This is a genomic window from Pelosinus fermentans DSM 17108 (assembly GCF_000271485.2).
Lineage (GTDB): Bacteria > Bacillota > Negativicutes > DSM-13327 > DSM-13327 > Pelosinus > Pelosinus fermentans.
The window spans coordinates 2,160,835-2,182,029 of the sequence record NZ_AKVN02000001.1 but is presented as its reverse complement, the minus strand read 5'-3'; the positions used below and the strand labels follow the sequence as shown (position 1 = coordinate 2,182,029).

19 protein-coding genes are annotated in these 21,195 nt (G+C 39.1%); 1 reads left to right on the top strand and 18 read right to left on the bottom strand.

What is annotated here, in order from left to right; translation table 11 throughout:
- Positions 1-124: 124 nt before the first annotated feature.
- The 16 genes from FR7_RS09805 to gpr form a co-directional block, all read right to left on the bottom strand.
- Positions 125-577, bottom strand: coding sequence for a GatB/YqeY domain-containing protein (locus FR7_RS09805; protein WP_007936557.1), 453 nt, complete (start codon positions 575-577; stop codon positions 125-127).
- A 30-nt stretch (positions 578-607) separates the two neighbouring features.
- Positions 608-781: a 30S ribosomal protein S21 gene (gene rpsU / locus FR7_RS09800; RefSeq protein WP_007936555.1), complete on the bottom strand. Its 174-nt coding sequence runs from the start codon at positions 779-781 to the stop codon at positions 608-610.
- A gap of 95 nt (positions 782-876) precedes the next feature.
- A complete protein-coding gene (locus tag FR7_RS09795; protein WP_007936553.1) occupies positions 877-1,224 on the bottom strand; it encodes a histidine triad nucleotide-binding protein in 348 nt (115 codons plus the stop codon).
- 162 nt (positions 1,225-1,386) lie between these two features.
- Positions 1,387-2,694 carry a tRNA (N(6)-L-threonylcarbamoyladenosine(37)-C(2))-methylthiotransferase MtaB gene (gene mtaB, locus FR7_RS09790; protein ID WP_007936552.1) on the bottom strand — a complete coding sequence of 436 codons (1,308 nt, stop codon included), beginning with the start codon at positions 2,692-2,694 and terminating at the stop codon, positions 1,387-1,389.
- Positions 2,695-2,696: 2 nt separating this feature from the next.
- Positions 2,697-3,437 (bottom strand): 16S rRNA (uracil(1498)-N(3))-methyltransferase, encoded by a 741-nt coding sequence (locus FR7_RS09785; protein ID WP_237714882.1) that lies wholly within the window; start codon positions 3,435-3,437, stop codon positions 2,697-2,699.
- The gene (gene prmA / locus FR7_RS09780) at positions 3,434-4,372 is read right to left on the bottom strand and encodes a 50S ribosomal protein L11 methyltransferase (RefSeq protein ID WP_007936549.1); all 939 of its coding nucleotides are present in this window, start codon (positions 4,370-4,372) and stop codon (positions 3,434-3,436) included. Before prmA ends, FR7_RS09785 begins: the two co-directional genes overlap by 4 nt.
- 301 nt (positions 4,373-4,673) lie before the next feature.
- Positions 4,674-5,810 carry a molecular chaperone DnaJ gene (dnaJ, locus tag FR7_RS09775; RefSeq protein WP_007936547.1) on the bottom strand — a complete coding sequence of 379 codons (1,137 nt, stop codon included), beginning with the start codon at positions 5,808-5,810 and terminating at the stop codon, positions 4,674-4,676.
- A gap of 191 nt (positions 5,811-6,001) precedes the next feature.
- Positions 6,002-7,828: a molecular chaperone DnaK gene (gene dnaK, locus FR7_RS09770; protein WP_007936545.1), complete on the bottom strand. Its 1,827-nt coding sequence runs from the start codon at positions 7,826-7,828 to the stop codon at positions 6,002-6,004.
- Positions 7,829-7,890: 62 nt separating this feature from the next.
- Positions 7,891-8,448, bottom strand: coding sequence for a nucleotide exchange factor GrpE (grpE, locus tag FR7_RS09765; RefSeq protein ID WP_007936543.1), 558 nt, complete (start codon positions 8,446-8,448; stop codon positions 7,891-7,893).
- A gap of 48 nt (positions 8,449-8,496) precedes the next feature.
- Positions 8,497-10,029, bottom strand: a complete 1,533-nt coding sequence (locus tag FR7_RS09760; protein WP_007936541.1) for a TCP-1/cpn60 chaperonin family protein — start codon at positions 10,027-10,029, stop codon at positions 8,497-8,499.
- Positions 10,030-10,114: 85 nt separating this feature from the next.
- Positions 10,115-11,143 (bottom strand): heat-inducible transcriptional repressor HrcA, encoded by a 1,029-nt coding sequence (gene hrcA / locus FR7_RS09755; RefSeq protein WP_007936537.1) that lies wholly within the window; start codon positions 11,141-11,143, stop codon positions 10,115-10,117.
- A 102-nt stretch (positions 11,144-11,245) separates the two neighbouring features.
- Complete coding sequence (hemW, locus tag FR7_RS09750) at positions 11,246-12,382, bottom strand: radical SAM family heme chaperone HemW (protein ID WP_007936535.1); 1,137 nt, start codon at positions 12,380-12,382, stop codon at positions 11,246-11,248.
- Positions 12,383-12,391: 9 nt separating this feature from the next.
- Positions 12,392-14,188, bottom strand: a complete 1,797-nt coding sequence (gene lepA, locus FR7_RS09745) for a translation elongation factor 4 (RefSeq protein WP_007936533.1) — start codon at positions 14,186-14,188, stop codon at positions 12,392-12,394.
- Between the two features lie 195 nt (positions 14,189-14,383).
- Positions 14,384-14,800, bottom strand: a complete 417-nt coding sequence (locus FR7_RS09740) for a hypothetical protein (protein WP_007936531.1) — start codon at positions 14,798-14,800, stop codon at positions 14,384-14,386.
- A gap of 37 nt (positions 14,801-14,837) precedes the next feature.
- Positions 14,838-15,899 (bottom strand): stage II sporulation protein P, encoded by a 1,062-nt coding sequence (gene spoIIP, locus FR7_RS09735; RefSeq protein ID WP_007936529.1) that lies wholly within the window; start codon positions 15,897-15,899, stop codon positions 14,838-14,840.
- Positions 15,900-16,049: 150 nt separating this feature from the next.
- On the bottom strand, positions 16,050-17,030 hold the full coding sequence (gene gpr / locus FR7_RS09730; RefSeq protein WP_237769515.1) for a GPR endopeptidase: 981 nt from the start codon (positions 17,028-17,030) through the stop codon (positions 16,050-16,052).
- 219 nt (positions 17,031-17,249) lie between these two features.
- On the opposite strand from gpr, the gene rpsT reads away from it, so the two are divergent.
- Positions 17,250-17,516, top strand: coding sequence for a 30S ribosomal protein S20 (gene rpsT / locus FR7_RS09725; RefSeq protein WP_007936526.1), 267 nt, complete (start codon positions 17,250-17,252; stop codon positions 17,514-17,516).
- A gap of 120 nt (positions 17,517-17,636) precedes the next feature.
- On the opposite strand, the gene holA is transcribed toward rpsT, so the two are convergent.
- Both holA and FR7_RS09715 read right to left on the bottom strand, forming a co-directional pair.
- The gene (gene holA, locus FR7_RS09720; RefSeq protein WP_007936524.1) at positions 17,637-18,674 is read right to left on the bottom strand and encodes a DNA polymerase III subunit delta; all 1,038 of its coding nucleotides are present in this window, start codon (positions 18,672-18,674) and stop codon (positions 17,637-17,639) included.
- Positions 18,675-18,693: 19 nt separating this feature from the next.
- The gene (locus FR7_RS09715) at positions 18,694-21,075 is read right to left on the bottom strand and encodes a DNA internalization-related competence protein ComEC/Rec2 (protein WP_007936522.1); all 2,382 of its coding nucleotides are present in this window, start codon (positions 21,073-21,075) and stop codon (positions 18,694-18,696) included.
- Positions 21,076-21,195: the final 120 nt, after the last annotated feature.

Genomic DNA, 21,195 nt, shown 5'->3' with positions numbered 1-21,195 from the left:
TGCTTCACTTACAACTACATTAAAAATAAGACAAGCCTCAGCTTGTCTTATTTTTTTTAATTCTAGTGATAATATCGCTAAAATTAAAATCTGGTACTTATTAAAAAATAAGTACCAGATTAACTCATTGATTTAGCATCTCACGCACTATGGTATTAACCATTTTACCATCAGCACGTCCTTTGACCTTCGGCATTAGGACAGCCATTACTTTGCCCATTTCTTTAGGGCTAACCGCTTTGGATTCTGCCACAGCCTGCTCCACTAAAGTACGAACTTCGGTTTCACTAAGTTGTTCCGGTAAATACTTCATCAAAACTTCAATTTCCTGTTCAAGATTTTCAACTAAATCTAAACGATTGCCTTTCGTGAACTCTTCAATTGAATCGCGACGCATCTTTACTTCTTTGGAAACAACACCTAAAACCTCATCGTCAGAAAGCTCTTGTTTACTGTCTATCTCGACATTCTTTATGTTAGCACGTACCATGCGAATAACAGAAAGGCGTAATTTACCTGACTCTTTATCCTTCATAGCCTGCTTCATATCTTCTGTCAATCTTTCTTTTAAAGACATATAAAAACCTCCGAAACTTAGAAACTCTAATTAAAACTTGCGTTTACGCGCTGCTTCGGATTTTTTCTTGCGCTTTACGCTAGGTTTTTCATAATGTTCGCGCTTTCTTATTTCAGCAAGAGTACCGGCTTTTTGACAAGTACGTTTAAATCTGCGGAGTGCACTATCAATTGTTTCATTTTTTCCTACTTTAACTTCTGACATCTGATATCCCTCCCTCCACTGAACCGATATGGGGAAGTGTATTTGTTCTACATACACCTAGAAATTATACACGATACAGGTAAGCATTGTCAATATCAACCTGGTGGCCAAGTCATAAATCTACCACCAAGTACATGCCAATGCAAATGATGAACTGTTTGTCCACCATTATCTTTTGTATTTACAACCAGTCGAAATCCATCTTCTGCAATTCCTAACTGAGAAGCAAGCCGGGAAATAGTAAATACGATATGACCTACTAGTGATGCATCTTCAGGTGCTAGTTCTAGGAGATTAGCAATATGCTTTTTGGGAATTACTAACACATGGACTGGAGTAACTGGATTGATATCAGGAAAAACGATCATATGCTCATCCTCATATAAAGCAGTTACAGGAATCTCCTTGGTTGCAATCTTACAAAAAATACATTCCTGCGGCATACTACAACACCTCCCTTCGCTTTGTTACTACCCAAACAGCTAACTATAAAGATTCAATATTGGTTAATCTTTATCACTAGATACATACATTCTATCTAAGTCTTTAAAATTATTCTGCTTTTTTCTCAGATATCCTGCTGCCAATGACTTCTTTTTATAAAATTAATCCACTATTTTCCCCCATACTCCATCACGATATGGTTTTTCCAATATTACCTGAAAAGATTTCCCTTGCATATTTTGATTACCACTCGTATAAACACGAATATAGTTTCCAGTTAAGCCATCGATAATATTCTCACTTTTTTGACTCTCCATTTCAAATAAGACGGTAAATTGCCGATTAAGGAAAGATTGCAGAAATTCATCAGCTTTTTTTTCTGCTAACTCCTGCATAATTTGTACTCGCCGTCTTTTTTCCTCTTCGGGTATTTGCCCAGAATACTCAGCAGCAGGAGTGCCACTACGCCGTGAATAAGGAAAAATATGCATACGAGAAAAATTCATTTTCTCTACAAAAGCTAACGCATTATTAAACATCTCTGGCGTTTCACCGGGAAAGCCGACAATAATATCTGTAGAAATCGCAATATCTTCAACTTTATTCCTAATATTAGCAATAAGCTGTTGATATTCACCCAGGGTATAATGCCTGTTCATAGCTTTCAAAACAGTAGCATCACCTGCTTGTAAAGGTAAGTGCAGATGACTGCATAGCCTATCATCCTGCTTCATAAGGGCAATTAATTCATCTGATATTTCAATAGACTCCAAAGACCCTAATCGAAGGCGAACAAGACCTTGTATCTTCAGGATCGCTCTAACAACATCCGCTAACGTAATCTCATCTTCCATATCACGACCATATGCCCCTAAATGAATCCCTGTTAATACAATTTCTTTAAAACCTGCGGCAATCAGTTTTTCAGTTTCCTGAATAATACTCGACAAAGGACGGGATCTTAACGGGCCACGAGCATATGGAATAATGCAATACGTACAAAAATTAGTACAACCTTCCTGTATCTTTAAAAAAGCTCGTGTACGACCAGGGGCATCAAATAAAGGAATATCTTCAAAATACTCTGCTTTCATAATATTCGTCACAATATTTACTGGACTCATACAATGAGCAGCTTGCTCTACTAAATCCACAATACGCTGGCGATCTTGTGTGCCAACGATTACTTTTACGCCTTCTATCGCTTCAATTTCTTGCGGCGAGACTTGAGCATAACATCCAGCTACAGCTACAATTGCTTTTGGATTAAGACGTATTGCCCGCCTAATTATTTGCCTGGATTTTTTTTCACCCAAATGAGTAACGGAGCAAGTATTAATTACATAAACATCAGCAACTTGATCAAAGGGAACCATTTCATAGCCCCGCTGCTTAAATAAGCCTTCCATAATCTCAGTTTCAAACTGATTCACTTTACACCCTAAGGTAGTAAACGCAACTTGCGGCACACTTAGCCCCCCATATCACCATATTCATACATAATCATAGCCACAGCAGCTAAGGATGCCGTTTCTGTGCGTAAAATGCGCGGTCCCATAGTAACAACCAAAGCTCCATGCTTTTGAGAAATAATAAGTTCCTGATTGCTAAAACCACCCTCAGGACCAACTAACAAAAGATAAGTTTTTGCCGATTTTTCTGCTAAAGCTTTCTTTAATCCCTTTTCAGTTTGTCCTTCATATAACATAATAATAACTACTTCATCCGAAAGCTGGGAAAAGAGTTCTGTCAAGCTTTGGATGGGTTCCACAGAAGGTATAAAGCTACGTCCACACTGCTTAGCTGCTTCTAAAGAAATTTTCTGCCAGCGTTCGCCGCGGGATTTTTTTTTAGCATTATCATACTGTACCACTGAATGATCCATTTGTATGGGAAATATGGCTGTTACCCCTAACTCTACTGCTTTTTGGATAATATAGTCCATTTTATCACTTTTCGGCAATCCTTGAGCTAAATAAACTTGTATAGGTGCTTCTTTTGCTTCCTCTAGAGTCCCCTCTAGGAGCAGCCTAACTCTATCAACAGCAATCTCTATGATTTGGGCTGTGCCCGCTTGTCCATCAGGAGGTATCACTATAATCTTATCGCCAACTTGCAGTCTAAGTACTTTACTAATATGATGTGCATCTTGTCCATCAATAAACATTTCTTCAGATAAAGATGTTTTTATAAAAAACCGACGCAAAGTCACCGGCCCCCTTTGCGTGCTATAATCGCAACCCAGCCACCTTCTTCAATGACTTTCTCTACTATTAGATTATGCTCTAACATGGCAGCCGCAACATCACTAAGCCGTTCCGTGATAATGCCGCTGGCAATAAAGATTCCTTCATCTTTTAAACGTTTTGGTATGTCGACCAATAACTTAATCACTACATCTGCAATAATATTTGCAATCACAATATCAGCTTGGCCTGTGACACCTGTCAATAAATCTCCCTGACCTACCTGTACAATGTCCTCTACCTGATTGATCACAACATTTTCTTTGGCAACTCGAACTGCACCATGATCTAAATCTACCGCCTGTACACTAGCAGCACCAAGTTTAGCTGCAGCTATAGATAATATGCCTGACCCTGTACCAACATCAAAAATAAGATCACCGGCTTTTACCGTTTCTTCCAATGCCCGGCAGCACATAGCTGTTGTTTGATGAGTACCCGTACCAAAAGCCATACCAGGATCAAGTTCAATCACTAAGTCATCAACAGTAGCTATATATTCTTCCCAAGAAGGTTTTATTACAATATATTGACCTACTTTTATGGGGTGAAAAAATGCTTTCCACGAGGATGCCCAGTCTTCTTCCTGCACCTCTCGACACTGCATTTCTCCTTTACCTTTATCCATTCCACGGGAAGAAATCTGCTGAAACTCTTCTTCAAAATTCCGCAGCTTATCATCTAGCTGATGATCAACAGGTAAGTATGCCTTAACCGTTACCACTTCTGTATTACTTTCCTGAGGAATATCCGAATAATCCCATACACCTGAAGCAAGGTATGAATTCACAAGCTCGGGGTCTTCAATAACCACACCACTCGATCCTAATTCATGAAAAATATTAGCCACCGTTTCAGCAGCTTCATGCGTCGTCAGAATGCTTATTTCAGCCCATTTCATACCAATCGCCCCTTTTCTTCTCTACTAAGAAAATGTTAACATATTTCTTAAAACAGATATCACGAATCGAACCACAAAGATGCAAAGGAAACATAAAGGGTTTTTATTTATATATTTTTTTGTGCACGCCTTTGTGTGCCGCATCAGCGGCATTGTGTCCTTTGTGGTTCATAAAATCTCATTTTTCTCCACCTATAAAATTTATACTTACCAAAAAGCCTGGTTAGCCTGGAGTTACAAAGGGTATTTTAAACCACCAATGCACAATCACTGTTGTGCATTGGTGGTTTATTAAACCTACTTATACCCCAAACACATCCTTTACTTTCTTGAAAAAATTCTTTTGTTCAGGATTAATATTTTCACCGCTCGCCTTTGCAAATTCTTGTAAAAGCTCACGCTGTTTTTCATTTAATTTTTGCGGTGTCAGTACTTTTACTCTTACATGCTGGTCACCACGTCCATTACCTCTTAAGTGAGGAATACCTTTTTCCCGCAGCCGGAAAATCGTTCCAGATTGAGTTCCCTCTGTAATCTTTAATTTAACTTTGCCATCTAACGTAGGAACCTCAATTTCATCTCCTAATGTGGCTTGAACAAAACTGATTGGTACTTCACATATAACCTCACTACCTTCACGAGTAAACAGTTTGTGAGATTTTACAAAGATATAAACATATAAATCCCCTGGAGGACCGCCGCGCATACCCGCTTCTCCTTCATGGCTGACACGAAGCCTTGACCCATTATCAACCCCTGCAGGTATCTTCACTTTAATTTTGCGTTTAACACGGGTTTTACCTTGTCCGTGGCACTCTTTACAAGGCGTTTGTACAATTTTTCCTTCTCCATGGCAACGATCACAAGTCCTCGTATTAATCATTCGGCCAAAAGGTGTATTTTGCGCCACTTGAATTTGCCCTGTCCCCTTACACTGGCTGCAAGTCTCAGCATGAGTTCCCGGCGCGGCTCCTGATCCACTACATTTTTGACAATCCTCTGTTCTTGGGATTTGGATTTCCATCTCTACGCCAAACGCAGCCTGTTCAAAAGTAATTTCCATGTCATAACGCAAATCTGATCCTTTTTCAGGTCCTGGCTGTCTTCCGCCAAAGCCAGATTGCCCACCAAAGAACATATCAAATATATCATTAAATCCACCGCTGCTACCGCCGCCAAATCCACCAAAGCCACCGCCTCCGCCATTTCCATCAAAAGCAGCATGGCCAAATTGATCGTATTGCGCCCGACGCTCACTATTTGACAAAACCTCATATGCTTCATTGACTTCTTTAAATTGCTCTTCGGCTTCTTTTGTCTTATCGCGATTTACGTCAGGATGGTACTTACGGGCCATTTTACGAAATGCTTTTTTTATTTCATCATCAGACGCACCTTTATTTACGCCCAATACTTCATAGTAGTCGCGTTTACTCACATTACACCATCCTAAAACTTATATTTAATAGAAAAACAGTTGAACCACCAAAACACAATGCCATAAAAGGCCATGTGTTTTAGCGGTTATTTCCTGTTACCAATTATATAGTATTTGGCAGGGAAAGAAAACATCCCTGCCAAACATTAGTCAACTTACTTGATTCAATGACTAAGCTTTCTTATACAATCCTATTTTTTGTCTTCATCTACTACTTTATACTCAGCATCAACCACTTTTTCTTCAGTGCCTGCTCCAGGCGCTTGCTCAGCAGTAGCCTCTTGCTCTTTATTATAGACTGCAGATGTCATTTCATACAATGGCTTTGTTAATTCTTCTGTATCTGCTTTAATCTTTTCGGTATCAGTACCGTTGAGGCTTTCTTTTAATGCGTCAGCAGCTTTTTGTACTTTTTCAAGCAAATCCTTATCTTCGACTTTATCACCCATGTCTTTGATTGTCTTTTCAGCTTGATATACCAAAGAATCAGCATTGTTACGAACTTCTACTTCGTCCTTACGAGCCTTATCTTCCGCTGCATGTGCTTCTGCTTCTTTTACCATACGTTCAATATCATCTTTGCTCATACCGCCGGATGAAGTGATGGTAATTTTTTGTTCCTTACCAGTGCCCAAATCTTTCGCTGATACATGAACAATGCCGTTAGCATCAATGTCAAAGGAAACTTCAATACGAGGTACGCCACGTTGTGCAGGTGGAATGTCTTTTAATTCAAAACGTCCTAATGTTTTATTATAAGCCGCTATTTCTCTTTCACCTTGCAGAACATGAATATCTACAGATGGTTGATTATCAGCCGCAGTAGAGAACACTTGGCTTTTTGATGTAGGGATAGTAGTATTACGTTCAATAATTTTAGTGTATACTCCACCTAATGTTTCAATTCCCAATGATAATGGAGTTACATCAAGTAAAAGAACATCTTTAACTTCTCCTACCAATACACCAGCTTGAATCGCAGCACCTACCGCTACACACTCATCAGGATTTACACCACGATGCGGTTCTTTGCCCAGGAATCCTTTGATAGCTTCTTGCACTGCAGGAATACGAGTAGAACCACCCACCAAAATTACTTTTTCAATATCCTTAGGTGACAAACCCGCATCGCTCATTGCCTGACGAGTTGGCCCCATAGTAGATTCAACCAAATCAGCAGTTAATTCATCAAACTTAGCTCTTGTTAAGTTCACTTCTAAATGTTTAGGACCAGTTTGATCCGCAGTAATAAATGGTAAATTAATATTAGTTGTCAATACACCAGAAAGTTCAATTTTTGCTTTTTCAGCAGCTTCGCGCAAGCGTTGTTCTGCCATACGATCTTTTGACAAATCAATACCATTTTCTTTTTTGAACTCTGCAACTAACCATTTCATAACACGTTCATCGAAATCATCTCCGCCTAAACGATTATTACCATTGGTAGCCTTTACCTCAAACACACCTTCGCCAAGTTCTAAGATCGATACGTCAAAAGTACCACCACCCAAGTCAAAAACCAATACTGTATGATCGTTGCCTTTATCAATACCATAAGCTAAAGCTGCAGCTGTTGGTTCATTGATAATACGAAGTACTTCTAAGCCTGCAATGGTTCCAGCATCTTTTGTTGCTTGACGTTGACTATCATTATAATAAGCAGGTACAGTAATAACAGCTTGCGTAACAGTTTGACCCAAATAAGCTTCTGCATCTGTTTTTAATTTTTGCAAAATCATTGCAGAAATTTCTTGAGGAGTATAAGTCTTATCATCAATTTTCACTTTATGATCAGTACCCATATGTCTTTTAATGGAACTAATCGTACGCTCAGGATTGGACACAGCTTGGCGCTTTGCCAATTGACCAACCAAACGCTCATCATTTTTAGAAAAACCTACTACGGAAGGAGTAATTCTGTTTCCTTCAGCATTTGCAATAACAACCGGCTCTCCACCTTCCATTACTGCCACACATGAATTTGTAGTACCAAGATCTATACCAATTACTTTTGCCATTTTTTTCTTCCTCCTTGAAATATGTAAAATTTTATTTTTAAAATGAAGTTTTTAAGTAACTTCTAATTACTTACGACTTTAACCATACTGGGTCTAATAACCTTACCTTTTACGGAATATCCTTTTTGCAGCTCTTCTACAATTATACCGTCAGGCTGATCAGCATCCTCCACTCTCATTACAGCTTCATGCTCTTGAGGGTTAAAGGTTTTGCCAACTGCCTCCACAGCCACCAGTCCATTTTTTTCCAACCCCTGCATTAATTGACGATAAATCATTTCTACTCCTGACAGCATTTTATTCGCATCCTGAGTAGCAACACTGCATAAGGCTCTCTCAAAGTTATCAATAACAGGCAGTAATTCTAAAATAAGATTTTGTGCTACGATATTTGATAGCTCTTCTTTTTCCTGACGAGTACGTCTTCGAAAATTATCAAAATCCGCCTGCAATCGTTTATAGCGATCATTACTCTCTTCTAACAGACGCTCTTTTTCTGCAAGTTCCGTCTGCATTTTAGTTTCTATCTCATCTAAAACTTCTATTGTTTCATCAGGTGCAACACATCGATCCTCAATTATCTCTTGTACTTCTTCTTTTGTTTCGTTCAAATAAATCACCCCATCTTAAAATATACGAACTTCTGCTGCAAATTCAGCGGCCTTATGCTACTCTTCTTTTTTCTTAATAATCGTATCAATGCGTAAAATAGCAATAGCAACTTCTCCCGCCGCCTTCACGGCATGTAATTTCACTGTTGTAGGATCCACTACGCCAAGAGTCATCATATCAATCACTTCACCAGTATCGCAATCAATGCCTAAAGAATCTTTATTTTGATTGGCATGGGCTGCAATGACATCTTCTACCTTCTCCAGAGGATTATAGCCAGCATTTTCTACAATTTGTGCTAACGGTCTGCGTAATGCATGTATTACACAATCTACCCCATAAGCCGCCATACCTTTAACTGCATCCCTAGTCTTAGCAATGTCACGGCTAATAGCAATTTCAATAGACCCGCCGCCAGGCACATAACCACCTTTAACAGCAGCTTGCACACTAGAGGCTGCATCTTTGGCAATACGCTGCCGTTCACCAACCACTTCTTTGGTAGCAGCCCCCACTAAAATGGTAGCCATCGGCTTACCAGCACCGCCCAACATACGAATATGCTTCAATTTTTCATCTTCATACACGTTCTTCGCCAAACCCAAAGAACTAGCAATGTTCGTAATATCTTTCTTAAGACCTGTGCGTTTAATCATACGCGCTCCTACATGATCCGCGGCACGGCGAAGTTCCTCTGGCACCACTCGCTGAATTACCATAATACCGGCATCCGTCAGTATTTCTTCTGCACTATTATGGACACCCCGATCTACCAATACTACCTTAACACCAAGTTCTACAATCTTATGTACATTTGTCTTGAACTCATTTTGCAATTCCAGATACCGCTTAAAGCCAGCTTCTGTACTTAACGCCTCATCACCAATTTCTTCAGGCTCTAAGGCATCATCAATGACCAATACTTTTGCTTGACTACTCTTTACAGGCATATCTTGATTTAATCGCTGTTTATCAACGATAACGCCCATAAAGACCTCATTCTCAGCGCCTTCCTGGGAGAAAATAATCTCTGACAGTTTAAAACTGGACTCACGTAATTTTTCAATACCGATAAGTCCTGCGGCCTTAATAACCAATTGAGCAATATCACTATATTCGCGGCCAGCAATCATAGCAATACGGTGTAGAATGGGATCTTGTATATCAAAAATATGTTTTGCCCGATCCTTAATCTGCTCTAATGCCAGCGCCACACCATGTCTGATTCCTTCGATGACACGGGCAATGGGCACACCCCTTATAACTTGATTTACACCTTCACCTACCAGACCACCCGCCATAATAGTTGCAGTTGTTGTACCATCTCCAATTTCGGCTTGCTGAGCTCTGGCAACATTGATCAGCATTCTGGCTGCCGGATGATCTACATCCATTTTATCTAAAATAGTAACGCCATCATTTGTGATTATGACTTCACCGGAAGAACCTAACAGCATAGTATCTAGCCCCTTAGGACCAATAGTTCCCTCAACAGCTGACGTAACCACTCTGATAGCGTTCCCGTTTGTCATGAGTGCCGCTAACCTTTCATCTACTTCAGAACCACTATTAGCTTGCTTTAGCTTCATCCCTGGTTCCTCCCAAATTACAGTTCTATTATATGTATAATAGAGTCAGTAATACCCTTTACTATAGAAGGAAGGTATTACCTCTCTATATTTTATACTTTTTAAGTACTTCTCCTAAATGATTATGCATAAACTCTAAAACTGACATGACCTTGCCATAATCCATCCTGGTCGGACCTAATACAGCTACTGTTCCCACGACTTGACCATCAATGCGATAAGTAGCCTGCACCATACTGCAGTCTTGAATTCCGCTATATTTGTTTTCATCGCCAATTGTAACAATAACACCATCATTTTTTTGATTTTGCAAAATATTCGCCAGCAAATGTTCTTCTTCCAGCATATCTAAAAAAGATTTTACTTTTTCGATATTTTTAAATTCTGGCTGACTTAATAATTGTGTGGTGCCACCAAGATACAACCGCTCATTTTTTTCCACAACCAATGCCTGTTTTAGTATCCCTAAAGCAGTTTCAAACAAGTCCACATCAATTAGCATTTCATTTTGAATTTCCCGCAGAATGGATAATTCAATATTCTCAAAGGATAATCCTGATAAACGTCTATTAATGTGTTCTGCAATACGCTGCAAATCATTAAATGAAAGCCCTGTTGGTATATCAATCACCTTGTTTTCTACAAATCCTGTATCTGTCACGACAACCAAAATCGTGCGACAGTCATCAAAAGGTAGAAATTTTAGATACTTAAAGGCGCATTGAGTTACTTGCGGTACTAAAACTAATGAAATATTACTTGTTATTTTGGATAATATTTTTGCGGTTTCCTGAAAAACCTCTTCAACATGACGAGTTTTCTCCTGATACCAATTTTTAATTAATGCAATTTCCCTTTCAGACATTTGGGTCGGTGATAATAGAGAATCTACATAAAAGCGATACCCTTTTGCAGAAGGAATTCTCCCCGATGAAGTATGAAGCTGCTCAATATAACCCAACAGTTCAAGATCAGCCATTTCATTGCGAATGGTTGCAGGGCTAACGCCTAAATCATGTTTGCGGGCAATAGTTCGTGAGCCAATAGGCTCCGCGGTGGAAATATAATCATCAACAATCGCTTGAAGAATACTACGTTTTCTCTTATCTAGCATATGAGTTCCACCTCCTATTGTTAGCACTCGACCTTGTAGAGTGCTAACACCTACTAAAAAAATACCACTCCTGCGCCTGAATGTCAAGATATAATAATTGATTTATCCAGGTAAAAATGCACGAAATACAACATTTCCATACTTCATGCCTAAAACAGTAAGATTTACCTGATTCTCTTTTACAGCAATCAACTTTTTATGAAGTAGTTCTGACACAATTTCTCCATACTCCAAGTAAAATCCACGGTTGAAATATTCCTGAAAATCTAAAATAGATAAACCGTGTACCGTCCGCAAGGCTAAAAAAATATATTCTGCCATAGCAATCGTAGTGCTAGGATTTTCTCGAAATTCAATTGGCAGCGTTCCTTTTTCCACACAATCTATATATTGAGATACATCAGTTATGTTACTAAGCCGCTGTTTCTGAAAAAAGGAATGAGCCGCGGCTCCCACCCCTACATAAGGATGATATTTCCAATATTTAAAATTATGACGACATTCATACCCTGCTTTAGAAAAATTTGATATTTCATAGCGCTTAAAGCCATGCTGAGGTAAATATTCAGTTGTAAAGGTATACATCTCTTCATCTTCATCTTCTTCTGGCAATATAAGTGTTCCTATCTGATCCATCGCAGCAAAAGGTGTACCTTCTTCTACTTTCAATCCATAAGCCGAGATATGAGTAATATCAAGTTTCATTGCCTCTTGGATACTAACCTTTAAATCATTGCAGGATTGACCTGGCAATCCATACATCAAGTCAAGATTAATATTACTGAAACCTAAATCTTGTGCTTCCTTTACTGATCTTACAGCCTGATCAGCACTATGTATCCTGCCAATTGACTTTAATAATGCGTCGGAAAAAGTTTGCACACCAAAGCTAATCCGGTTGACGCCACCTGATTTTAAAGCTAATAATTTCTCTTGATTCGTCGTGCCGGGATTGGCTTCTACGCTAAATTCTGCAGCTTCGTCAATGGAAAAGCTTTCATGCACCTTAGTTAAGATGGTTTTTAAAGCATCTGCAGGTAAAAGAGTCGGTGTTCCCCCGCCAATATAAATTGTATCAATCAAGGTGCCAGATAAAACACCGCCCCAGCCAGAAATCTCCTGGCATAAGGCGGCAACATAAGGCTGATATAGATGGGTAAGATTATCATAGGAAGGAAAATCGCAATATAAACATTTTTGTTGACAAAAAGGGATATGAATGTATAAACCCGTCTTCATTTCATCACCTTAATCAATCTTTAATATAGCCATGAAGGCTTCTTGCGGTACTTCTACATTACCTACCTGCTTCATACGCTTTTTACCTTCTTTTTGTTTTTCTAAAAGTTTACGTTTACGGCTAATATCGCCCCCGTAGCATTTCGCTAGAACATCTTTACGCATGGCTCTTACTGTTTCACGAGCAATTACTTTGTTGCCAATCGCAGCTTGAATAGGAATTTCAAACATTTGTCTGGGAATGATTCCTCTTAGCTTTTCGACCAAAATTCGTCCTCGATAGGTTGCTTTATCACGATGTACAATAACTGACAAAGCATCCACAGGTTCTGTATTTAGTAGAATATCTAATTTAACAAGCTTAGATTCTCGATAACCCAACAATTCATAATCTAAGGATGCATAGCCTCTTGTAGCCGATTTTAGACGGTCAAAATAATCATAAATAATTTCACTCAAAGGCAATTCATATGTCAGCATTACTCTAGTCACATCTAAATACTTCATATCTTTAAATTCGCCACGTTTTTCTTGTGATAGTTCCATGACCACACCTACATAATCATTAGGCACTATAACCATTGCTTTAACATACGGTTCCTCAATATGTTCAATTTCCTGAGGTGTTGGCAATTTAGAAGGGTTTTCAATTTCAAAGATCTCTCCATCTGTTTTGAAGACTTTATAAATAACACTTGGTGCTGTGGTAATTAAGGTAATATTATACTCACGTTCTAATCGTTCTTGAATCACTTCCATATGTAATAGTCCTAAGAATCCACAACGAAAACCAAAACCTAAAGCACTGGAAGTCTCTGGTTCAAAGACCAATGATGCATCATTCAGCTTTAATTTTTCCAAAGCATCCCGCAAAAGATCATATTCCGAACTGTCTACTGGATACAAGCCACAGTATACCATGGGTGTAACTTTACGATAGCCGGGTAATGCCTCGGCAACAGGACGATCGGCATCTGTAATCGTATCGCCAACACGAACATCTTTTACATTTTTAATACTCCCAGCTACAAACCCTACATGACCAGGTGCAAGTTCACTGACATTAGTCATAGCAGGTCTAAAGACGCCTACTTCAGTTACTTCTACAACTTTATTTGTAGCCATCATCTTCATTTTCATACCCGGCTTAATAATACCATTAATTACTCTTACATAGGCAATAACACCCTTATAAGCATCAAAATGGGAGTCAAAAATAAGTGCACATAATGGTTCCTCAACGGTACCTTTAGGAGGTGGAATTTTCTTCACAATTGCTTCTAGTACTTCTTCAATGCCAATACCCGATTTAGCACTAGTTAGCACAGCCTCTGAAGTATCCAGGCCAATTACATCTTCTACTTCTTGTTTTACTCTTTCTGGGTCAGCACTTGGCAGGTCTATCTTATTAATAACTGTAATGATTTCTAAATCATTGTCTAAAGCTAAATACACATTTGCCAAAGTCTGGGCTTCAATCCCCTGAGCAGCATCTACAATCAAGAGTGCTCCCTCGCAAGCTGCCAAACTGCGTGATACCTCATAGGTAAAGTCAACGTGCCCTGGTGTATCAATAAGATTTAACATATAAGTCTCGCCATCTTTAGCCGTATATTCCAGCCTTACAGACTGGGCTTTAATTGTAATACCACGTTCTCGTTCCAGATCCATATTATCCAAAACCTGAGCTTCCATCTGACGGGAAGATAGGGTGCCTGTATACTCAATCAGGCGATCAGCAAGGGTAGATTTTCCATGATCTATATGAGCAATTATCGAGAAATTGCGGATATTATTCGTCTTCATATAGGCCTCCTCTCGAAATCAATAGCATAATTACTGCTATTGATTATATCACCTGGAACCTAACACCTGCAAGTATTACCTAAATTGCCGTAAATAAAGAAGACTTGATTCAGATAAAGTTTTATTCTATCTGAATCTTAGTCGCGCTTATCCAGGGACTTAGCCGCTCTTAACTCCACTTAGAATGGTGGAGTCTTAGAGCGGCTTAGTCATCGGATAAACATTTGTGATTTCCCATCCTTGTTTTAGATACTTTTCCAAATACTTCTTTTTTGAAGTCAGCCAAGCAAGCTCTTTACGGCAATCAATATATAAATACTTAGGAACCGTCCAGGTAATCAAGGGAGTCTTAATCGTTACACTAGCATCCTGATTCTTAATTTCAGCGATTGCATACACTGCACTGATACTGCAGTCAGAACCTAACACTTCCATAGTATAAACACCCTCGCGATTGCGGCTTATATCAAAAATACGCACAAATTCCTGTCGCTGTGTTAACGTATTTAATTGTTGTTCTGCTACAGATAACCCTAGGGCTATAACTACAACTAAAATCATTAAACCACGAATAATCATTAAAACATCCCTATAAGCTAAGGAGCAAAACACATCCTCACCTCTTAATAAAAAGATACATCGACATTCTTTACTGTATATTATTTTCATTAATAATCTCAGCTAATACATCACCAAACATTTCCATGGCACGCTGTGCTTCTTCTTTTGTGTTCTCCTGGCACCCTACCTCAAGCAATAAAGCCCGTGGATGAAGATGCTGATTATATCGCCAATTTTCCATTTGAATTCCAAAAGAAAGACCTGGAAAACGCTGATTTAATTTAGCATCAATTAACTTAGCAAAAGCATGATTCTGCTGCCAATGAGGCTGAACTAAATCCTGCTGCCCTATGCAAACCAATATTTTGATTTTTGCAACTTCTACGCCGTTTACCATCGCGGTGTGACTTTCTTTATTACCAGCATCACGATGAATGTCAAAATACATCTGAATTGATGGGTTCTCAGCTATCATTTTTCTTACTGTAACCTCTGAAGCATCATAAGCTTTCATAAAGCTTGGATAATCATTAACAGTAGTATTTTGCAGCGTAGAAATGCCATAAGTACCTAACTGCTTGGCGAGGGCTCCCCCTACATCTACAATGTCGCCTAGCTGCCCTCCCGGTTTATGAGTAGCACCCGTATTAGGAACATAGGATTCTGCTGTATGTGTATAGTAAAGACCAACCAAAGGCTTCCCGCTTGGTACCTTTTCGCTTTTTTCAAACTTGGGAAAATTGGGCAAGGTCATAGCACTCACTGTTTGCGGTACAGATTTAACCTTTGTCAACAAGGGAATTTCAACCTGCAATATAGAACGTATATCGGCAATATCTACGCCAATTAAAAACCGCATCGTCTCTCTTAGCAGCTGCTGTGCACTCTGCTCATTTTTTACAATTACAACTGGTCTAGGCTCTGTAGTATAAATCAAACCGGGAATGCCGGAAAATAATATATCACGCCATTGAGGCAATCCATATTGTTCTTGTCGCAAGGAACCATTTGCACTTGCTGGGACAGCCTCTTGAGATTTATCTAAACCTTGCCACATTACTACGCTTAAGAAAAGCAGAGCAAGTATTGCAAATCCTATTTTTTTATGCCAGAGATACTTTGCCTGGTGACGTGCACGCCTTGTTAACATCCTTTCCTCCCCTGACATCTGCGCTGCGAAATAATGCACAGGTTGTCACACTTTTTTGTTTACATACAATGTATATGCTTGGGAGGAAAGGGATAGTACTGAAATACGCTTAGAGATCCACAGGAGGAACAAAGCTTTTTTTCTGCCAAATTACATTTTATTAATGCAAATAAGCATGTATGTTTTCGTAATCAATATGAGGATGCATAGCTTGATTAATTCCCCCGCGACAGCCACTGCAATATCGTCAATAAAACGGTCTACCTCTTTGGGGGTTACCATCAAATCACCCAATACCTCTGGCAATACTTGACGCAATATCGTATGACGGTCTGCATCGGATAAATTCTCCATGCTTTTAAAGTAGCGAGCAAATGGCGCATGTTCTTGCAAGACATTAATCGTATCCATGGCAATGGTAGAAGCATGAACAACGGTCGGTACGCCAATAGCAATTACAGGCACTCCTAAGGATTCCTGAGTCAAACCAAATCGTTTGTTGCCTACACCAGAACCAGGACTGATACCAGTATTGGCTAATTGTACAGTGGTAATCACCCTACGGCTGGAAGCTGCTGCTAGGGCATCAATAGCAATAACCAGGTCTGGTTTTATTTTACTAACCAATCCCTGTACAATCTCTACAGTCTCCATACCAGTAATCCCTAAAACACCTGGTGCAATGGCACAAATTGACCGTACTCCTCCCTTGAGCTCAGGTGATAAGATTTCCTGCAAATGTCGTGTCACTACAATTTTGTCAATAGCCCGCGGGCCTAAAGCATCAGGAGTAATATTACGATTGCCTAAACCAATAACTAAGACTGTTGCTTTTTTGGATAGTTCTGCCATACCTACCAACTCATCTGCTAATAGTTTCATTATTTTTTCTTGCAGAGGAGTATTCTTATAACGGAGTCCCTGAGCTTCTATCGTGACATAAGTTCCCTGTTTCTTTCCCATGATCTTTTCCGCTTCCGGTGTAGTAATATCAACTTTAGTAAGAACAACTTCTTCATCTTCTGATGTTTCCACCAAAACCCCTGGAATATCTTCACTCACTTGTTTGGTTAATAATTCCCTTGCTTCTAATGCTAAATCAGTACGAGAAGTACCTGTAAAATGCTCCACTTTTATCCACTCCTTAGGTCTAAAATCAAAATTATTTTGCCCTAAAATGTTACTAGCTATGCAATTAACACATCCCGTAATAAAAGTATCTTCCTATAAGTATACAAACCATTGGAAAATTCCCAACTTATAGCTATAAATTATTATTTGTTACTTGCATTTTCCATAACCACATGCTAAGATACTATAGGTAACATGCTCTTTAAGGAGGTGAATCACTTGCCAAACATTAAGTCATCTGAACGTAGCGTAAAAACTGATGCTGAGCGACGTGCTAGAAACTTTGCGGTGAGATCAACCATTAGAACTGTATCTCGCAAAGTAGTTGAGTCTGTAACTGCTGGTAACACTGATGAAGCGAAAGCTCTTCTAATTAATGCCAGCAAAACTATTGACAAGGCAGCCAGCAAAGGTGTTGTTCATAAAAATGCCGCAGCTCGTAAAAAATCGAGATTAGCTCGTAAAATTAATGCTTTAGCTAATTAATTAAGATTAAAGCCTCTGTTCATTTTGCTATGTTCAGAGGCTTTTTACGTTATCATTTCTACTAAAGGTAGAGGGAGAAGAATCAAGTGGGCGCACCCACTGATTCTTCTCCCTCTACCTTTATCTACACATCGCAATGATGATTTCCTCTAAAGCCGATTTATTAGCCCTGCCAGATTTTAGATCATAGTCAGCTGCTGCTAAGGCTAACGTAACTTCCTTTAATATTTCTGAGGTAAAATTCTTACTTTGTTTCAGCATTTTTTCACCGATAAAAGGTACTAAACCCAGTCTTTCGGCGATTTCTCTATTGCCATATCCATCCTTTGACATCTCTTTAGCCTGCCACATCAAGCGTACTTGCCGGGCTAATAAAGATACCAACTTCAGAGGATGTTCTCCGGATTTTAACTGCTCTCCCATTAACTGTAATGCTTTACCCATTTGCTTTTGACTAACCGCATCAATCATTGAAAATATAGAAATTTCCGGTATACTCGACATAATCATTATAAGATCAGATTGACTAATTCTAGTTTTTCCGTCTGTAAATAAAGCAGCTTTCTCTAATTCGTTATGCAAAAAACTTAGGGAAATTTGAGGCATAATGCTAACTACTCCCAGAAAATATTCCATAGCATCGCTATCCATTTTCTTATTCAGTTCAGTCAATTTAGCCGTAAGCCAGCCTCTTACATCCCTTGCCTTGATATTGGCTAGTTCTACAGCGACCCCGTGTTTTTCGATTAGTTTAAACAATTTACGCCGTTTATCTACTTTATCCGTAGTCGAAAGAATCAAATGCGTATAATCCGGCATATCACTGATGACCTTAAATAAGCGTTCCTCAACTTTGTCACTAATTTCCCCTTGCTCATTTCCACCACTTTTTCGTGGACGCAGTAACGTAGTGCCCCGAATATGAATTACATTCTTCCCCCCCATAAACGGAACCGTTTCAATTAAGGCAATTAATTCATTTATAGCAGGGTCCTTATCTAAAGTTAGAAGATTCATGTCTATTTCCTCAGGTGCTAATACGGCAGTGATCACTGCCTGCTCGAGCTGCTTTATAAAATAAGCCTCTTCGCCGTATAATAGGTAAACAGATTTTACCTGCCCTTTTTTTAGCCCTTGAATAACCTCTGCATACCCCATAGCTACCTCCTGTTATCCTTCAATCTTTTAAAAACGTATCAATTGTTATCGTATTGCCATTCGTCTTAAATACGATAGCTCCCTGCTCATCTGTACGATAGATTTTACTCCCATAAAACAACAAACGCTGGATGACCTCTTCATGAGGATGCCCGAAAGAATTATTTTTCCCTACAGAAATAACTGCATATTCCGGATCAACAGTCTGCAAGAATTTAATGGTAGAAGATGTTTTTGAACCGTGATGGCCTACTTTTAATACCGTACTCGAAACATCCCTACCACTATGTATTATCTCTTCTTCTCCTTGGGCTGGAAGATCTCCAGTAAATAAAAAACTATGTTTTCCATAACGTACCTGTATGACGCTGGACACCTCATTACTTGGTTGTTTTTGTTTCACTCCTGTACCAGCATGCAGTACATTGACAACTGCACCATCAAGCTCCACTTTTTGCCCTTCATAAACCGCAATACGGGTACTGTTAGGTGCTGCCTTCAATAGATTTAGCACTGCCTGGGTATAGTTCTCGCGAGACAACATAATATGCTTTATCGGTATCTCTCCAGCGATTCCTGCCGCTCCCCCAGCATGATCTTGGTGACCATGGGTCAAAAAAAGATAATCAATTGTCAGTACGCCATAATGTCTTAAATACGGCAGCAGAACTCTATAACCAATATCAAAATCTGTACTTTCCCCTAAAGTGCCTCCTGTATCCACTAAAATTGTTCGTCCATGGGGCGTTATGATAAGAGCCGCATCTCCCTGCCCCACATCAATAAAATGAACAAAAAGAGGAGCAGGATAAACACGATATACTAGAGTGCAAAAAACAAGCATCAACACTACTACAGCACTTCTTTGAGGCCATCGTTCCACCGTATCTTTTAAGGATAACATATTTTTCGGTTTATACCCATATACCCAGCTTACCAAAACATAATATATTATACTACCAGCCAGTCCAATCGAAGGCACATACAGCTTTGCTGCAGGCATGTCTGCCAGCCATTGTGTCAATTGCAAAACCAAACTAATCATTAAACTGCAAGCCACTAAGCATATTGCTCCAATAACACCAACGATCATACTACTAAAGGCACCAAGCAAGCCTAATATGACAATCCCTTCAATAATAGGAACAATGAATAGGTTCGCTACAAAAGAGCTAAGAGAAAAACTATTAAAATGCCAAGCAATAAAAGGAAATACACCTACTTGGGCAGCTATGGTAACAGCCAAAGGCCGAGCCAAATAAAGCGGAATCATACTTTCCAGCATATTTACAGTTTTAGCATTTAAAAACACTAAGCCTGCAGTTGCGGTAAAAGACAATTGAAAACTTAGGTCATAAATTAATGCTGGCTGATAAATCAGCATACTTAACACAGATAAACATAATGCAACTGCAGCATCTTTCTCCCGATTCAAACATACCGCACCTAACCCAATCAACCCCATTATAAGAGAACGCAACACTGGTGGTGTCAATCCACAAAACATAGCATATAAAGTAATAAAAAAAGCTGCAAATAAGGGGATTAGTTGATTCGCATAGGTAAAACGCCTGAACATTCCTGTGCCTAATACGGTTATGACCCCTACTACCAAAGCAATATGTGAGCCGGATACGGATAAGATGTGCACAATTCCTGTTGTAGCAAAATCAGCCACCACATCACGAGGAATTTCGCTATAGCCGCCAAACAGCATTCCTATAAGAATCGCCTTATGGCTCGATGGCATTACACGTTCAATATTACTGATTATTGCTGTCCGCCGTTCTTCCATACTTTCTTTCCAGATTGAGTGATTTTCACTAACTAAGTGTATAGCATTACCCGAAGCAGACATTCGTCCTCTAATCCCCTGTAGATGTGCAGCTGCGACACTATCATACTGTCCTGGATTATTATAGCCATGTAATGCAATAACTTCAGCAGTTACTTTAATCTTGTCCCCTGCTTTAAAAACCCGCTCCTGATTTGCTTGTCTAGCATACAAATACAATTTTCCTGAAGCAGTTTCTTTTTTAGTATTTTCAGCTTGCACTTCATCAATTGCCAGGATGTATCTGACTCTACATTTCTCTTGTGCTAAATACGTCACATGAGCTGGTTCTTCAATGATAGCATCTACAGTTATCCTTTCCCCAGCATAGCGGCTGACATCGTTTATAGCAAAAGCATCTGCATGAATAAAGCGCAACATACCAACTATAAAGAATAATACCGCCAGCAGCCAAGTCACTGACTGCTGTTTGTAAATTTTCCAAATCAAAATAACAGTAATAATAAAACTGCCAACATATAAAAAAGGTAACAGCCATATAAAATAACTAGCGCACCAAATACCAGCTGTAAATGCTGCTGTAATCAAGATAATGATCTTGGGCATATGACAATTACCCCTTCAATGATTACTTTTATCTCTTAATGATCAGATACCTTTATTCTTTATAATCATATAGGTTTTCCACTAAAATACAAAAATCCTGCATGAATGTGCAGGATTTTT

Excerpts from the sequence above, each read along its gene's own strand:
- lepA (WP_007936533.1), bottom strand. The coding sequence starts at position 14,188 with ATGAAGACGAATAATATCCGCAATTTCTCGATAATTGCTCATATAGAT.
- prmA (WP_007936549.1), bottom strand. The coding sequence starts at position 4,372 with ATGAAATGGGCTGAAATAAGCATTCTGACGACGCATGAAGCTGCTGAA.
- hrcA (WP_007936537.1), bottom strand. The coding sequence starts at position 11,143 with ATGCTAGATAAGAGAAAACGTAGTATTCTTCAAGCGATTGTTGATGAT.
- hemW (WP_007936535.1), bottom strand. The coding sequence starts at position 12,382 with ATGAAGACGGGTTTATACATTCATATCCCTTTTTGTCAACAAAAATGT.
- FR7_RS09805 (WP_007936557.1), bottom strand. The coding sequence starts at position 577 with ATGTCTTTAAAAGAAAGATTGACAGAAGATATGAAGCAGGCTATGAAG.
- FR7_RS09760 (WP_007936541.1), bottom strand. The coding sequence starts at position 10,029 with ATGAAGCTAAAGCAAGCTAATAGTGGTTCTGAAGTAGATGAAAGGTTA.
- holA (WP_007936524.1), bottom strand. The coding sequence starts at position 18,674 with ATGGGGTATGCAGAGGTTATTCAAGGGCTAAAAAAAGGGCAGGTAAAA.
- FR7_RS09715 (WP_007936522.1), bottom strand. The coding sequence starts at position 21,075 with ATGCCCAAGATCATTATCTTGATTACAGCAGCATTTACAGCTGGTATT.
- rpsU (WP_007936555.1), bottom strand. The coding sequence starts at position 781 with ATGTCAGAAGTTAAAGTAGGAAAAAATGAAACAATTGATAGTGCACTC.
- dnaK (WP_007936545.1), bottom strand. The coding sequence starts at position 7,828 with ATGGCAAAAGTAATTGGTATAGATCTTGGTACTACAAATTCATGTGTG.
- spoIIP (WP_007936529.1), bottom strand. The coding sequence starts at position 15,899 with ATGTTAACAAGGCGTGCACGTCACCAGGCAAAGTATCTCTGGCATAAA.
- FR7_RS09795 (WP_007936553.1), bottom strand. The coding sequence starts at position 1,224 with ATGCCGCAGGAATGTATTTTTTGTAAGATTGCAACCAAGGAGATTCCT.